General features: G+C 36.9%; 13 protein-coding genes. 8 read left to right on the forward strand and 5 right to left on the reverse strand.

Annotated elements, in window-relative coordinates:
• Positions 1-56: 56 nt before the first annotated feature.
• Together F7984_RS12850 and F7984_RS12855 are read left to right on the forward strand one after the other, a co-directional pair.
• Positions 57-1,079 (forward strand): DUF2804 domain-containing protein, encoded by a 1,023-nt coding sequence (locus F7984_RS12850; RefSeq protein ID WP_066104707.1) that lies wholly within the window; start codon positions 57-59, stop codon positions 1,077-1,079.
• A gap of 212 nt (positions 1,080-1,291) precedes the next feature.
• Complete coding sequence (locus F7984_RS12855) at positions 1,292-1,921, forward strand: nitroreductase family protein (protein WP_066104710.1); 630 nt, start codon at positions 1,292-1,294, stop codon at positions 1,919-1,921.
• A gap of 50 nt (positions 1,922-1,971) precedes the next feature.
• On the opposite strand, the gene F7984_RS12860 is transcribed toward F7984_RS12855, so the two are convergent.
• Both F7984_RS12860 and F7984_RS12865 read right to left on the reverse strand, forming a co-directional pair.
• A complete protein-coding gene (locus F7984_RS12860) occupies positions 1,972-2,781 on the reverse strand; it encodes a class I SAM-dependent methyltransferase (RefSeq protein ID WP_066104713.1) in 810 nt (269 codons plus the stop codon).
• Positions 2,782-3,159: 378 nt separating this feature from the next.
• Positions 3,160-5,862 (reverse strand): ATP-binding protein, encoded by a 2,703-nt coding sequence (locus F7984_RS12865; RefSeq protein WP_192796807.1) that lies wholly within the window; start codon positions 5,860-5,862, stop codon positions 3,160-3,162.
• Between the two features lie 266 nt (positions 5,863-6,128).
• Here F7984_RS12865 and F7984_RS12870 point away from each other — a divergent pair, with 266 nt between their 5' ends.
• Positions 6,129-6,554 (forward strand): ester cyclase, encoded by a 426-nt coding sequence (locus F7984_RS12870; protein ID WP_181162040.1) that lies wholly within the window; start codon positions 6,129-6,131, stop codon positions 6,552-6,554.
• 159 nt (positions 6,555-6,713) lie between these two features.
• On the opposite strand, the gene F7984_RS12875 is transcribed toward F7984_RS12870, so the two are convergent.
• From F7984_RS12875 to F7984_RS12885, 3 genes are all read right to left on the reverse strand, one after another.
• Positions 6,714-7,130 carry a GNAT family N-acetyltransferase gene (locus F7984_RS12875; RefSeq protein WP_140462056.1) on the reverse strand — a complete coding sequence of 139 codons (417 nt, stop codon included), beginning with the start codon at positions 7,128-7,130 and terminating at the stop codon, positions 6,714-6,716.
• A gap of 18 nt (positions 7,131-7,148) precedes the next feature.
• Complete coding sequence (locus F7984_RS12880; RefSeq protein WP_140462055.1) at positions 7,149-7,628, reverse strand: GNAT family N-acetyltransferase; 480 nt, start codon at positions 7,626-7,628, stop codon at positions 7,149-7,151.
• A gap of 131 nt (positions 7,629-7,759) precedes the next feature.
• On the reverse strand, positions 7,760-9,553 hold the full coding sequence (locus F7984_RS12885) for a M3 family oligoendopeptidase (RefSeq protein WP_140462054.1): 1,794 nt from the start codon (positions 9,551-9,553) through the stop codon (positions 7,760-7,762).
• A gap of 226 nt (positions 9,554-9,779) precedes the next feature.
• On the opposite strand from F7984_RS12885, the gene F7984_RS12890 reads away from it, so the two are divergent.
• The 5 genes from F7984_RS12890 to cydC all read left to right on the forward strand — a co-directional run bounded on the left by F7984_RS12890 (position 9,780) and on the right by cydC (position 16,866).
• On the forward strand, positions 9,780-10,553 hold the full coding sequence (locus F7984_RS12890; protein WP_066104727.1) for a hypothetical protein: 774 nt from the start codon (positions 9,780-9,782) through the stop codon (positions 10,551-10,553).
• Between the two features lie 398 nt (positions 10,554-10,951).
• Positions 10,952-12,343, forward strand: coding sequence for a cytochrome ubiquinol oxidase subunit I (locus tag F7984_RS12895; protein ID WP_066104730.1), 1,392 nt, complete (start codon positions 10,952-10,954; stop codon positions 12,341-12,343).
• The gene (gene cydB, locus F7984_RS12900; protein ID WP_066104733.1) at positions 12,340-13,350 is read left to right on the forward strand and encodes a cytochrome d ubiquinol oxidase subunit II; all 1,011 of its coding nucleotides are present in this window, start codon (positions 12,340-12,342) and stop codon (positions 13,348-13,350) included. The genes F7984_RS12895 and cydB overlap by 4 nt, the downstream gene beginning before the upstream one ends.
• A gap of 2 nt (positions 13,351-13,352) precedes the next feature.
• Positions 13,353-15,092 carry a thiol reductant ABC exporter subunit CydD gene (gene cydD, locus F7984_RS12905; RefSeq protein WP_218975791.1) on the forward strand — a complete coding sequence of 580 codons (1,740 nt, stop codon included), beginning with the start codon at positions 13,353-13,355 and terminating at the stop codon, positions 15,090-15,092.
• Positions 15,085-16,866, forward strand: coding sequence for a thiol reductant ABC exporter subunit CydC (gene cydC / locus F7984_RS12910; RefSeq protein WP_140462053.1), 1,782 nt, complete (start codon positions 15,085-15,087; stop codon positions 16,864-16,866). The genes cydD and cydC overlap by 8 nt, the downstream gene beginning before the upstream one ends.

Below are 16,866 nucleotides of genomic sequence, written 5' to 3' on the forward strand. Positions count from 1 at the left end.
AAATTAATAATAAATCTGTACTACAAATAGTAATTCTAATAGAAAGGTTGTTAAGGATGAGTCATATATATAATGAAAGAGAAATAATAGAACCAGTTCATTTATGCGATGAAAAAGGTAATTTAATACCTGATAGCATAGGCTGGTCGAGAAAGCCTCTTATCAGCGGAAATGTCACTGGACGCTTTCTTCGTAAAAAGAAATGGAACTATTGGTGTATAACAAATAAAGATGTTCTTTTTTCGGCTACAATCAGCCATTTAGATTTCGCAATGGTTTGCTTTGTTTATTATCTCGATTTAAACACCAAGACATTTTTTGAGAAAACAGCCTTATTTCCTTTTAAAAGTAATAAAGCCCTCCCTAATGATGTATTGGCGAGTACTAAACTCACCTCCAAACAAATGGACATCGCTATATTATGGGAAAATAATCGTTTTCAGCTGAACGTAGAGATTCCTAATTTTAACGAAAAACCGTTGCTGGCAAACTTTGAAATTAGCTATCCTGAAACGGATTCGTTGAGTGTTGTCATACCCTGGAGTGATCAAACATTTCAATTAACAACGAAAATGCACTGTCTTCCTACTAAAGGGACGCTGACTATTGGGTCTAAAACCTATCAATTTACTCCTGATGAAAGCTATGCCAGCTTAGATTACGGACGAGGTATCTGGCCAAGAAACTGTACCTGGAATTGGGGAATGGCATCTGGTAAACAAGGAAATGATGTAATTGGTCTAAATTTTGGCGGACAATGGACTGATGGGACAGGCTTTAATGAAAATGCCGTATTAGTTAATGGACGGCTGACAAAAATCAGTGAAGATATGAAATTTCACTATAATAAACATGATTTCATGCAGCCATGGAAGATTGACTCTTTGGCGACTGATTGTGTAAGGCTCACCTTTACACCTCTATATGAACGGATCGCCAAGACTGATGCTATTATAGTGAAATCAGAAGTACATCAAATGGTAGGCTATTATAACGGAGAAATACGCTTACCGGACAGCACTATCCTGACAATCAAGCAAATGCTTGGCTGTATTGAAGACCATATAGCAAAATGGTAGATTGATGTTCACTATTCAAATATAGATATACGGAGTTGCCTAAAAAAAAGTTAGTTTTCTTCATGTTTTTTCACAATCCATATCGTTTGCGTTCCTAACTGGCGATTGAGTTGACAAATGTAAGTTGCAACATTACAATTTACTTGTTACTTACTAAAAATAAGCAAAGCATATAATAATAACTTTATTTATGGAACTGTGGGGGATTTACTTTGTCAAATGTACATAAAGATTTATCAACGATTATTAAGGAACGTCATTCAATCAGACAGTATGATGCTTCTTTTAAAATTTCCGAAGAAGAATTAAAAAGCATCCTTGAGGAAGCTACTTTAGCTCCATCTTCTAGCAATATGCAGGCTTGGAGCTTCATCGTAGTTAAAGATGAGGATAGAAAGAAAGATCTTGCCTTATATGGTAACAATGCAAAGGTGGCTGAAAATGCATCTGCTGTTATTGCTGTCCTTGGGGATACTGAAATGTATAAAAAAGCAGATCAAATCTACGATATGATGTTTGAAGCAGGCTATGTTGACGAAGAAAATAGACAAAGGCTCGTGAATGATGTTAAACGGGTCTATCCGGGTGCACCTTTAGAAACAAGAGCTAATATGGCAAGCTTTGATGCCGGTCTTGTTTCCATGCAATTAATGCTGATAGCGAAAAATCGTGGGCTGGATACCATTACGATGGGCGGCTTCGATAAAACTGCTTTTGCTAAAAATTTCAATGTGGACGAAAGATATATTCCATTAGTATTAATCGCAATTGGTAAAGCAGAGGGAGATCATTACTTTAAAACCGTACGCTTACCTGTAGAAGATATTACTACATTTATCTAATCGAGATGATATAAGGATAGAGCTGTCACACTAGTTGGCAGCTCTATTCTTCATTTTTTCAGACCAATATAAAGTAAATGTGATGATGTACCGAGCAGAGATGGTTCCTTTGCATACTCAATCAACAGGTCTACTATTTTTCCCATTTCGCCTTCACCCTTCTCTCTCCAATAATTCCACTGATGATTTGTAACCATAGAACCTATATTAGATCCTATTAAAGCTACTTTTTCAAATCCACTTGATTTCATAAATGGATCTATATCTTCTACACGATAATAGTATGCACCCGTAAATCTCCCACTATCTGCATGATTAAAACAGCCGGTTTCGGTAAACTGTCGAATGGCATCCACCGTGTTGTTTGGCCGCCAATGTTCAGGACAGATGAGTGAATTTAACATGTGCTTTACTCTTGGCATAAATGCTATGAAAACAAGGCCGTTTTTCTTGGTTACACGATATAATTCTTTTACCGCCATCAATCGATCCTCTTCCTGCTGCAAATGGTATAGTGGCCCTAGCATTAATGAAGCATCGAATTGTTCATCTTCTATTGCAGACAGGTCTCTTGCATCTATGTTATAAAACCCATCAAATTGGGCAAACAGTCCCAATTCCCGCGCTTTATCTTCAGCAATATCAACCAAGCTCGGTGTCAGATCCGACAGGGTAACGCGATACCCCTCTTCAGCCAGCTTAAGCGAATATTTCCCTGGGCCTGCTCCATTGTCCAAAACAGTACCTGATGGAGTTAAATATTTTTTAATATAATGCCAATTCACCTGAAACTCAATTGGTTCCCTGTCTAATCTGCCCCACTCATCAAATTCACTATAGTAATCAACAATCTCATTCATACCGATCCCCCTTTAAACTATAAAACGATTTGACTACTTATGTTCAAGAAAGAGAGCTTAAAACCCTCCTAATTGTTAAAAATATTATTCGTGAAGCAGGAAAACAACCATTCCCTCTATGCTTGTGATTTATGATAAAGAACTAAAATAGATTAGAAAATTAAAATCCTTCAAAGAGGAATTAGTGCCATAGAAGCACAAATTAACAATCAATGATTTGACTCCAAGTCTACTGAATGAACCTACTACTAGTAGAGAATAAACCTATATTACAGAAGATTTCTTTTCTGTCCTTCCATAAAAAAAGCCGCTCAAATTGACTCCAATTGAGCGGCAAAAACATTAACTTTTTGAAATGAATCCTTATCTATTTTCCTTTTAATTCATCCATACTCTCATCACGGATATTAATTGCTCCAGGTTAATTGGTTTACTGATATAGTCTGATGCACCAGCCGCTAAGCATTTTTCACGATCGCCCTTCATTCCTTTTGCTGTTAAGGCAATAATCGGTAGTGATGCAAACTCTGAATTCTGACGGATACGTTTCATCGTCTCATATCCGTTCAATTCAGGCATCATAATATCCATCAGGATCATATCAATCTGGCAATCCTTTTTTAGAATCTCCAAGCATTCGATTCCATTATGAGCTACTAAGACTTCCATTTTCTTTTTTTCAAGAATTGCTTTTAGTGAGTATATGTTACGCTGATCATCATCTGTAATAAGCACTCTTTTTCCATGATGTATGTCCAATTGGATATCATTTGGTTCTTTAGCCGCAGCCACTTCTGCTATCATCTGATGATATTGATCCCCTTGATTTACATTAATATTTTCCTGATTCTGTAGATACGGTATATAAAGAGTAAACGTACTACCTTTCCCTACTTCACTTTCAACAAATATATGACCGTTAAGCAAATAGGATAATTTTTTGCAGATTGATAAACCTAAGCCTGTTCCACCATATTTTTGTACAGTAGATCCGTCTCCCTGTTGAAAGGCCTCAAAAATGGTTTGTTGCTTATCTTTATGGATTCCTATACCTGTATCCATGACAACAATTTTTATCCACTCGTCAGTTTGAGTGGTATTATGGTTATCTTTTTCATCACATGTATGGATTATTTTTTCCACCTTCACAGACACTTTTCCTCGTTCTGTGAACTTAATAGCATTTGATAGTAAGTTTTTTACGATCTGCTGAATTTTTTGTACATCTGTATAGAAATAGGAAGGTAGATTCTCATCTATTTCAATGGTGAAACCAAGTTGTTTTCTTTCGGCTTGTGGCGAAAATATATTTAAGGTTTCAACCAACTCACTGATGTTCATTTTGCTATATGTGATTTCAGACTTTCCAGCTTCTATTTTTGAAAGGTCAAGTATATCGTTAATTAAAGATGTTAAACTGTCTGCAGCCGAATAAATATATTCAATATACTCTTTTTCCTCTGCTGAAAAACAATCACTATCTATGTCTATTAACATCTCTGCAAGAATTAAAATACTATTTAAAGGAGTACGAAGTTCATGGCTAATATTCGCCAGAAATTCGGATTTATAATTTGAGCTTAGCTGCAATTGTTCATTTTTAATTCTTAATTCTTCCTGGGACTGTTCAAGTTCCTTCGTTTTTTGTATAGCTTCTTGCTCACGTTCTTCCAGAAGTTCATTAATCGTCATTAATTCTTCTGACTGTGAATGAAGCTCTTCAGTCTGAACCTGCAATTCTTCAGTCATTGCTTTTGACTCATTTAGCAAACATTCAATTTCCATTCTATTTAGAACACTGTGTATGGCCAAACCGAGAGATTCATTCACCTGCTGAATGGCTTGGTATTGTATATCTGAAAAGCCAGTTATACTTGCAAATTCAAGAACCCCAATCGTGTTGTTTTCATAAATGATTGGGACAATTAAGAAAGCTTTTGGTTTTGCCTCACATAAGCCCGTTGAAAGTAGTTGGTAATCTTCCGGGAAATCTTCTAACATAACTATTTTTTGATCAATAGCAGCCTGCCCAATAATCCCCTCACCACCTTTAAATTGATCTTTTCCACCGTCACCATAGGATGCTGCACGATAAAAACATGTTTCATCAGCTTGACCCCTCAAATAGAGCGCCCCAATCGAAGCACCTACTAATGGTGCAAGCTTCCCTTGAAGACGTTTTGCAAATTCATTTATATCAAAGACACTTTGTGTTAAGCTTGTTATTTCATTAATTTTTGATAGTACCCAGTTCTGTATCTTGATATCTTTCAAATACGCTTTCTCATTTTTATTGTAGATTTCTAAAGACACGGACATATTATTAAAAGCTTCAGCAATCAGACCTATTTCATCATCCGTTTTTACTTCAAGCCTGTGGAGGGTCGATGGATCATTTAAATCAATTTCTTTCAATACAGTTGTTATTTGTTTTAAGTCCTTTGTTGTTGAACGAATAACCCAGTATCCAATTAACCCAATTAACCCGCAGGAAGTTATTGTTAACAAGAAAACAACCTGACACAAATGATTGTACTTTTCACTTGCCCGTTTAAATGCGCCCTCCATCATCTCCTCTTGATAGCTAATAAACTCTTCTATTGACTCTGTTAGCTTAGAACTTGATTCCTCTATTTTCTTCCAATTTTTACTAACGTACTCATTGTCTTGTATTAATTCCATTATGATTATTCGTTCGTTTTCTTTGTATATACGATATAGGGATGCGCAATCCATTAATATTTCCCTAGCTTCCTCATTTAGTGTCATACCATGGATTTTTGCAAAATGTTCTTCAATCTTGACATGATTTTCAGCAAGTTTATCTTGTATAGTAGCTGATGTTACTCCTGATAGATCATTCGCAATACTCCCAACCAACATTTTTGATGAACTGACGTTCTTTTCTATCTCATAAGTATAATTCACTTTTTTATATCGATTTTCTACAATTTCTAATAAGTCCTCACGGGAGCTATTTAAATTCTGGATGGTCATTACCGAAAAGAGTACGATTACCACCATAATCAGGATTATAGAAATTTGGAATCTCCTTCCAAACCCTAATTTACTGCTAATCATCATCCTCATCCTCTACGCTTAGTATTCAACCTAACTATTTTAATATCCTAAGTTTTCTATTTATACCGGTATTATTAGCCAGTTCATACAAAATACTGTATGACTGATTGAACAACAATCAACAAGCTATATATAAGAAAATAGTAATCAAAAAAAGTGAGCAACTTCTCTGTATTCCAATATTACAGCTTTTATTTTGAAAAGAAATACAGTTTTTTTGGCGACGTTTCGAATTTGTATAATGAGATAAAATGGAGGTGTTTACTTTGCGAAGCGTTGATAAAAAAGAAATCGTTAAAGTATGGTTTCGGGATGTATTTACGGACGGGAATACAGATATTTTAAAAGATATTGCATCAGCGGATATGGTTACTCATTCTCAGGGAAATGACGAGGGCTATGTCGGTATCGAGCACTTTAAAAATTGGTTATCCTGGTATTGCACCTCTTTTGTTGAGCGCAAATGGAGCGTTCATGACACGATTGAAGAAGGTGATAAAGTCGTTGCACGCTATAGCGGATATAGCATTTATAAAGGCGGATTACTGGACATTCCTTCTGAAAATCAACAGGTTAAAGAAACGGGCATCATTATATTTCGAATCGAGAATGGTAAAATTGCCGAACAATGGTGTGAAATGAGTGATTTACAGCTTATTCAGCAGTTAGGAGTTAAATTTGCTACAAACTAAATTATGTAGAGCTATTCTTTTAAGAATTTCTACTGAATGGCTTTTAATCCATTTTTTTTGATTTATTCCATATAAAAACAGCGGATTTTAACCGCATCCACTGTAATATAGTAATATTTTAGTAGTAGAATTTAATAATCAATTAGATGAATTAACACTTCAGATTCTTTTTTGTAAAAAATATTGATGATGTCCTTCTGGATGATTTTCAATCACTCCAAATACGGAAAATCCGTTTTTCTTATAGAAATCTGGTGCTTGAAAGCTGAATGTATCCAACATCAGAAGTGTACATCCTTTTTCTATTGCATAGTGTTCAACACTTGCCAGAAGCTCTTTCCCTACCCCTTTTTGTCGCAATTGATCGTCAATCCACAGGAAATCAATCTGCATTCTTCCCCAGCTGTAATGAGCTGCGATTCCGCCCTGTATATGATTGTGGTCGTCCTTTACCACATAGGTGACTTTCCCATACGGTGTATCATTATACTCCGGCAGTTTTCGTCGATTAAAATCAATTAAATGTTCTCGGATAAACGCTTGATCTCCTTCGGTGCCGAGCTCTATTTTAATCACTCAAACAACCTCTCCTTCTTAATCAACGAGTTCTTTATACATTAGTATATCATCCACATACTGACCATTCAGAAAAAATTCTCCCTTTAATACACCTTGCTTAATATAGCCATTCCTCTTATAGAAAGATATAGCCGGTGTATTTGTGGACAATACCCTTAAAGAAATTTTTCGGATCCCACGCTTCTTCCCCTCTTCATCCAGAAACTGCAATAATTTACTGCCTATACTCTTGCCCTGAAAGTCAGGATGGACACCAATCGCCATTTCCCATACATGACAATTGCTCTCCAACGGAGTAGGATATTTAACAGACATATAGCCCGCAACTCTCCCGTTCTCAATTGCGACAAACATGCTTCCCGGCGGAAAATGCTGAGCATAATCGGCTACTGATTCCCAAACGATCGGCATCGGTGTATTTGTATAATTCCAAATCAAATTTTCAAGTTTTATTAATTGTTCGTAGTCCTCAATTCTTGATGAACGTATGACCATTTAATATCTAATCCCCTTTTCAACCATCTATCCTATAGTTTACTCTTTACATGCTTGAATGATCTATCAAAGTCAAAAAGCATTGCCACCCTCTAAAGAATGACAATGCCACACAAAAGGAATTTCTCCCTTTATTTCGTTAATTCAAGGAATTCATTTACATCAGCAATTGCAAGATCCACACCAGCCTGCCAGAAATCTGGTTTCGTTAGGTCTACACCTAAATGTTTCATCGCAAGCTCCTCTGTTGTCATAGCAGCTGTATCCTGCAATAATGCAATATATTTCTTTTCAAATGACTTACCTTCTTTTAAAGATAAGTGATAAATCCCTAAGCTAAACAAATATCCAAACGTGTACGGGAAATTATAAAATGGCACTTCTGCAATATAGAAATGCAATTTACTTGCCCAGAAGGTTGGATGATATTCACTCAGAGAATTTTGATATGCCTCTTTTTGTGCAGATGCCATCATTTCGTTCAAGCGCTCAACGGAAACCAATCCATTTTTGCGTTCTGTATAATAATTTTTTTCAAAAATAAAACGGGCATGAATGTTCATGAACATAGCAATTGCATTTAGTATTTTGTTATCGAGCAATGTGATTTTTTCTGCATCCGATACAGCAGCACGGACACTGGCATCAGAGCAAATTTGTTCAGCAAATGTAGATGCTGTTTCAGCGACATTCATCGCGTAATCTGTATTAAAGAATGGCTTATCATTTAATACATGGCTGTGGAAAGCATGACCTAGTTCATGAGCAAGCGTTGCTACACCGCTTGGTGAGCCTGAATAGGTCATAAAGATACGTGATTCATTTGTTTCAGGAAAGCTAGTACAGAATCCTCCAGGACGCTTGCCAGTACGATCCTCTGCTTCAATCCACGCCTTTTCAAATGCTTCCTGGGCAAATTTAGGCAATTCATCACCGAATTTCGCAAAATTATCGATGATAAACTTTGCTCCCTCATCAAATGTGTAATGCATCGGTTCCGTTGTTACGATCGGTGCATCAACATCTACCCAGCTCAATTTCTCTTTACCTAAAAGCTTTGCCTTACGGTTAAGAAACTCTACAAAAGGCTGCTTATTTTTTGCAATGACATCCCACATTACATCCAATGTTTCTTTCTTCATTCGGTTATACTGCAATGGCTCTTTCATAAAATCTTCAACACCATGCATTTTATAATTAGCCAAACGGAAGCCGCCTAAATGATTAATCGTGTCAGCAAACAAAGGGGCTTTTTCTCCCCAGGCTTTTTCCCATTTCTTGAAAATTTCCGCTCGGACTTCTGGATTAGGATCGTCGTGCATCTTATTAAAAGCTTGGCCAGCTGATAAATGAACAGTCTCGCCATCTTCATTTGTATAAGGAATCTCAATCATTTTTACAAGTGAATCGTAATGGGTACTCCACCCGACATATCCATCTACGCGCAATGCATTAATGAGTGCTTCTTCAGCTTCCGATAATTGTTCCTTACCATGTTCCCTTTGCTCATTAATATAGAAAGCTATTTCACTAATTTCTGGTTGTTCGATGATTTCTTGCCAGACAGCATCATTTATTTGGACAAGTTTAATTGTAAATCCTGTAAAAACTGTTTCGAATTCACTTATTAATGTGTATACTTCTCCATTTAATTGATCCGCCTTTGTATCATGGACATTTTGGGCAGTAGCACATTCAAGAAATGCCGATACCTGATAGATTGCTTTTTGCAGTACCTCTGTTTGTTTTAATATAGAAACAATCTCTTTGGTACCGCTAACGTCTGAAGGAGCCTGCCAAGCTTTTACTGCCCCTTTGTATGTATTTAACAGCTCTTTGATTTCAGCTAATTTTGATAGTAATTCAGGTGACTCAGAGCCATTTGGAAATATGTTATCCAAATTCCATGTTAGAGAGTAATTCATTCAAAAACCTCCTGTCTTTTCACAATTTTCAGTATACAACTTTTATTACCAGTTGGATATATATTTTCCTCAATAATAGTACTGTCTCCCATATGCTATCTACTCATCCTCTTGAACCTCTTGATTGGTTACCCTTTTTAATATATAAAGTAAAACTTTTTATCTATCCAATATTATTCCGTATAATGAGAGTTAATACAGCACGAAGAAAATAAGGAGACAGGTTATGGGATATTTTCAATCAGAGGAGACTTATCAATTATTAAATGCAGTAGGAGAAAATATTTTTATTTGTGATGATCAATTAACCATCATATTTATCAATCGTTACGCTGACAAATTAATTCAATGTCTAAGTCCTTTTACCGGTTTATCAAGTAAGGAAGAATATATCGGGAGAAACATAGCAGAATTTGATCAAGGGGGGAACTGCAAGAGGACAATACTCGAAAACGATTCCTTCCCCAATACCAGCAGAATTATATTTTTCAATAAATACACAGCTAAGATTGCAATAAGTCCCTTTACATTCAACAATGGTTTAACAGGTTATATGCTCACTTGGAAGGATGTAACCGATTATGAAGAAGAAATACATAAAGGGCATTCGATGATGGAAGAAATGTATGCTCCTATCATCAAAACAATTCTGGATGATGTACTTTTAATGCCCATTACTGGATTTTTGTCGGAAGATCGTCTTCATAAGATCAAAGAGAAGGCTTTATATGAAAGCTCTGATAAACAGGCTTCCTATATGGTGATTGATTTTACTAGCGTAACTTCACTGGATGACGAATATATTGTGGCAGAGCTGGAGGTCATCTCTCAATCCCTTGCTTTATTGGGTACAGAAGCTATATATACAGGCCTGTCCACTACTCTTGTTCGCCAAATCGTAAACCAGGGAACAAAAATAAAGAATGAAACATTTGCTACGTTTAATCAGGCTATGAATCATATCTGCAAAATAAAAGGCTACAAGTTGGTAAAATATTAATCTTGATCTTCCTCTTCAGCTTGATTTATTAAAATCAAGCTGTTCTTTTTGTCAACTGATTTGCAAACGAATGACAATTCGTTTGCGCAGCTTTTGTGACAATATTGTTTCATAAATTTGAATTAATTATAGTAATTTTAGTTTAGTTATAGATATTTGCAAATTATAGGACTATTATATCTAATATAAACAAGGTCATTGTAAATTTAACTAATTATTAATATATACATAGGGATAACCTACTAAACAATTTAAACTATTTAAGCCAACTCTTCATTCACGCAAAAATAATTAGTTACTTTTATAATAGAGGTGACAGCACTTTATAAATGGTTTTTTTTCGTCTGTTTTGTGAATGAATGAACAATGCATAAGAATTGAAAGGTGTGAACAGTTAAATGGAAGTATTGGATCTCGCTAGGTTTCAGTATGCAGCAACTACAATCTATCACTTCTTCTTTGTACCACTATCCATTGGATTGGTATTTTTAGTTGCTATTATGGAGACATTGTATTTTTTTAAGAAAAAAGAAATTTATTTGGACATGGCAAAGTTTTGGGGAAATATCTTTCTCATCTCTTTTGCTGTCGGAGTAGTTACAGGAATTATCCAAGAATTCCAGTTTGGAATGAACTGGTCAGAATACTCCCGCTTTGTCGGAGATGTATTTGGTGTTCCATTGGCTATTGAAGCCTTACTGGCTTTCTTTTTAGAATCCACATTCATTGGTGTATGGATGTTTGGGCGTGACCGATTGCCAAGATGGGTTCATTTACTATCTATATGGCTTGTATCAATCGGTACCATTTTTTCTGCCTTGTTTATTCTCGCTGCGAACTCTTTTATGCAGGAACCAGTTGGGATTGCGATTGAGAATGGCAAAGCTGTATTAAATGATTTCGGGGCATTTATCACAAATCCTCAGCTGCTTGTTGAATTTCCACATACGGTCTTTGGGGCTTTTGCAACCGGAGCCTTCGTAGTAGCTGGGATCAGTGCATTTAAAATATTGAAAAAGCAAAACTTAGATGTATTTAAGAAATCATTTACGATCGCTATGATTGTGGCGATGATCTCAGGACTTGGAATCGCATTTACTGGTCACTGGCAGGCACAGCATTTAATGTCCTCACAGCCTATGAAAATGGCAGCCAGTGAAGGTTTATGGGAAGATAGCGGTGACCCGGCAAGCTGGTCGCTAATTGCTAATATTGATGAAGAAACCCGTGAAAACAAGTGGTCTGTTGAAATCCCTTATGCTTTAAGTATCTTAGCCTATAATAGCTTTGAGGGATCTGTAGAAGGAATGAATACACTCCAGGAGAAATACACAGAGCTTTATGGTGAAGGCGATTATATCCCGCCGGTAGGAGCTGTTTATTGGAGCTTCCGCATTATGGTTTTCGCTGGTGCTATTATTATGGGCTTAGCAGCCTTAGGACTATTATTTATCAAGAAAAATAACCTAATAAATCAATCACTCTATTTAAAAGCAATGGTTGGAGCAATAGCCCTTCCTTTTATCGCCAATACAGCTGGCTGGATTATGACTGAAATTGGCCGGCAGCCTTGGACAGTCTTTGGATTATATACGACTGCACAGTCCGTATCCCCTAATGTTACTGCAGGACAGCTGTTAACATCGATTATTGTATTTTTGGGGGCCTATACTGTTCTTGCTGTCGTATTAATCACTCTTATTGTGAAACAAATTAAAAAAGGACCATACCAAACCACTGATACAAAACCAGATGTAGATTTATTTGACAAGGAGGCCTTTGGAGCATGAGTCTAAATGAGTTATGGTTTATCCTTGTAGCTGTTTTATTTATTGGTTTCTTTATTCTTGAAGGCTTTGACTTTGGCGTGGGAATGTCCACTCGTTTTCTCGCGCGTAATCAAAAAGAGCGGGATCAGTTGGTTTCTACCATCGGGCCTTTCTGGGATGCAAACGAAGTATGGTTGATTACTGCAGGCGGTGCTATTTTTGCGGCATTCCCTGAATGGTACGCAACCATGTTCAGTGGGTACTATCTACCATTTGTTTTATTCCTGCTGGCCTTAATTGTACGAGGAGTTGCTTTTGAATTCAGACATAAAGTCCATGAAAAGTGGATCAGTTTCTGGGATTGGATGATATTTGTCGGCAGTATAATACCTGCTTTTGTATTGGGTGTTCTTTTTACTAGCCTTGTACGTGGAATGCCAATTGATGCATCCAAAAATATGTATGCTAGCTTTGGAGATTACTTTGACCCCTACTCCATTGTTGGCGGAATCGCGATGATTGTGTTATGCCTTGTGCATGGTTTAACATTCATCGGCATTCGGACAGAGGGGCAGATTCGTGATCGTGCACGTTCTTTAGTATCAAAAATATATTTAATTCTATTAGCAGGTCTTATAGTTTTCGCCGTACTAACCTATACAATGACAGACTTATTTGAAGTACGGCCGCTCGCTACACCATTATTCCTGCTCGGTGCAGTTGTAACAACCGTATTAGGTTATGTATTCTCAGCAAAGAAAAGGGAAGCTTTAGCCTTCACTATGACGGCTTCAACTATGCTATTTACTGTTACGATGTTATTTGTTGGTCTGTTCCCAAGAGTAATGGTCAGTTCAATTAGTTCCGAATATAACTTAACTATATTGAATGCTTCCAGTGGACCATATACCCTTAAGGTGATGACCATCGTAGCATTAATATTACTTCCCTTCGTTCTTGGCTATCAAATATGGAGCTACTATGTATTCAGAAAGCGTATTTCTGATAAGGAACCGGTGAGTCATTAATGATAAACAAAGAGATTTTAACTATAAAAGGAATAAAGAGCACCATGACATTCCTATTCGTGATTTCTTTATTACAGGGGATTGCCATTATTATTCAGGCCATCTACCTTGCTGAAGGGATTACAAACTTATTTAATGGGGAAAAGCTGTCTGAACAGCTTATCCCCTTCCTTTTATTCGTATTAGCTTTTTTGGTACGCCACCTTTTGACTTTTATTCGTGATAAATGGATGGATCGCTTTGCCTCCGAATCAGGGACAGCGATGCGAAAAGAATTATTGAAGAAATTATTTGAATTGGGTCCTCGATTCACCCAATCCGAAGGGACAGGAAGCTTAGTAACAATGGCTTTAGAAGGTGTTTCCCAGGTTGAAACGTATTTAAAGCTTTTCTTGCCCAAGATGATGAGTATGTTCCTGATTCCTCTGTTAATTGTAGGGTTTATGCTGACGCTTGATTTGACTTCTGCGGGAATTGTAATCATTGTACTCCCTATTCTTTTATTCTTTATGGCTATGCTTGGGATTGCAGCAAAGCGTAAGGCTGATAAACAATATGAATCCTATCAAGTCCTTTCCAACCATTTTGTTGATTCCTTACGTGGCTTGGAAACTTTACGACTTCTGGGCTTAAGTAAAAAGTACGATCGAAATATCAAAAACGTAAGTGAACGTTACCGAAAAGCAACGATGGGGACACTGCGAATTGCATTCCTTTCAACATTCGCGCTCGATTTCTTCACCTCCCTTTCAGTCGCTATTGTCGCCTTATTCCTGGGTGTTCGGCTTATGGAAGGTGCAATTTTATTAGGACCGGCACTTACGGTATTAATCCTTGCTCCTGAATACTTTTTACCGATTCGGGACTTCGGAACAGATTACCACGCTACTTTAGACGGAAAAAACAGTATGTCTGCTATTCAACGGATTATTAATTGGCCGCTTGATCTAAAACAAAAACAAAATACAACATTCTCTACTTGGTCAAATCAGGATTCCTTAACCATTAGCAACTTGACAGTCCAACACATGGAATCCAATCAATCCGCTTTGAATGATCTATCATTTTCATGGAAGGGATACGGAAAAATCGGTATTATTGGCGCAAGCGGTGCCGGAAAATCTACCTTAATTGATGTACTGGGCGGATTTTTAAACCCTACATCCTGCACAGTTACTATTAACAATCATTCCTATTCCTCTTTTAAAGAAATGAGCTGGCAGGATCAATTGCTATATATTCCACAGCATCCTTATCTATTTAATGATACTGTGCGAAACAATATTACATTTTACACTCCAAACGCCAGTGAAGAGGAAATTCAGTTGGCTATTGATCGAGCAGGATTAAAAGAAGTTGTTGATTCCCTACCAAATGGATTGGATGAACAGATTGGAGAAAGCGGTCGTATGCTGAGTGGCGGTCAGGAACAACGAGTTGCTTTAGCACGGGCATTCCTTGATAAAAATAGAAAAATTCTCTTGTTTGATGAGCCAACTGCTCACCTTGATATAGAGACGGAATATGAATTAAAGCAAAATATCGTTCCTTTATTTGACGATCATCTTGTATTCTTTGCGACTCATCGACTTCATTGGATGACAGACATGGACCAAATTATTGTTTTAGATCAAGGGCGTATCGTTGAAATCGGAAGTCATGAGGAGCTATTAAAAAAAGAAGGCCATTATTATCAATTAATTAAAGAACACTTAGGGGGAAATGAGGTGCACCATGGCTAAGAAAAAAGACTCTATCTCCATTCTCAATAACTCGTGGGTTGGTCCTTATTTATCCCAAAATAAGTGGCTCTTAACTATCGTAATTGTACTTGGTGTTGGCACATTCTTTAGCGCAGGTGCTTTAATGTTTACATCTGGCTATTTAATATCCAAATCTGCCACTTTACCAGAAAACATCCTCCTTGTGTATGTACCGATTGTCTTGGTAAGGCTGTTTGGAGTATCAAGGCCAGCCTTTCGTTATGCTGAACGCTTAAGCAGCCATAGCCTTGTTTTAAAAATACTATCGAGTATGCGGGTCCGTTTATATAGAGCACTTGAACCAGATGCTTTAGATTTCAAATCCCGATATAAAACCGGCGATTTGCTTGGTGTGATGGCTGATGATATTGAGCATCTTCAAGATTTATATATTAAGACAATCTTTCCATCTATCATAAGCATCGGTTTATATATGTTAATTGTCTTGGCATTAGGATTCTTTTCTATTCCTTTTGCGCTTCTAATGTTTCTATTGTTATTCGTCCTGATTATTTTGTTTCCTCTCGTATCACTATTAGTGACGCGTGCAAGACATGCACAAATGAAAAATGCAAGAAACGGACTATATCAATCTCTGACAGATGCTGTTATGGGAATTGGCGATTGGATGATTAGTGGCAGACAGTCCGATTTTATCGAACGTTATGAAAAAGATGAAAAAAAGGTTGATGTACTTGAAGCAAAGATCAATCTATTTCAACGAAAACGTAATTTTCTCTTTCAAGCTGTCATATTGGTTATTATTGTGGCACTTGCCTGCTGGATTACCTTACAGGTAGAAGCCGGACAATTCTCTCCTATTTGGATTGCAGCTTTTATTCTAGTAGTGTTCCCATTAGTCGATGCTTTCGCCCCATTATCCGATGCTGTTAGCCAGGTCTCCAGTTATAAAAGTTCATTGGAGCGAATGAATGGCTTACAGGAAGAAAAAGAATTAATAGGATTAACAAACAATGAAAACACGAGCGAATTTGATGATTTGAAGGCACAAACTGCATTGCCTATCACCTTTAATCAGATTAGTTTTTCTTATTCTTCTATTGACGAGAAGGTATTGAATAATTTAAACTTTACCATTCAGCCTGGCGAAAAAATTGCGATGCTGGGTAAAAGCGGAGCGGGGAAAAGTACAATCGTAAAGCTTTTATTAGGTGCATATAAACCTAATCAAGGAAAAATCAGTATAGGAAATAAAGATATTTCTCTTTTAGATTCTCGAATTACAAGCTTCATTTCTGTACTCCATCAGAAACCACATTTATTTGATACAACCGTTATGAATAATATACGGCTGGGCAATCCAAATGCTTGCGATGAAGAGGTATATGAAGCTGCTAAATTAGTTAGGATGCATGATTATATTGAATCTCTTCCAAATGGGTATCAAACGCGTATGCATGAATTGGGAGGGCGTTTTTCAGGCGGAGAACGTCAGCGTATTGCGCTTGCGAGAATACTTTTACAAAAAAATCCGATTGTTATTCTAGATGAACCAACTGTCGGTCTTGATTCGCAAACCGAACGCAGCCTCCTTGAAACCATATTTAAGACGTTAAATGGTAAAACAATGATCTGGATTACCCATCACTTAATGGGTGTGGAAAAAATGGATAGAGTTCTGTTTCTTCAAGACGGGGAAATCAGTATGAACGGTTCTCATGAAGAACTTCTTCAAATGATGCCCCATTATACAAAACTATATAAATTGGATATGCCACAGCTAAATAATTAA

This window comes from Pradoshia sp. D12, assembly GCF_008935075.1.
Lineage (GTDB): Bacteria > Bacillota > Bacilli > Bacillales > Pradoshiaceae > Pradoshia.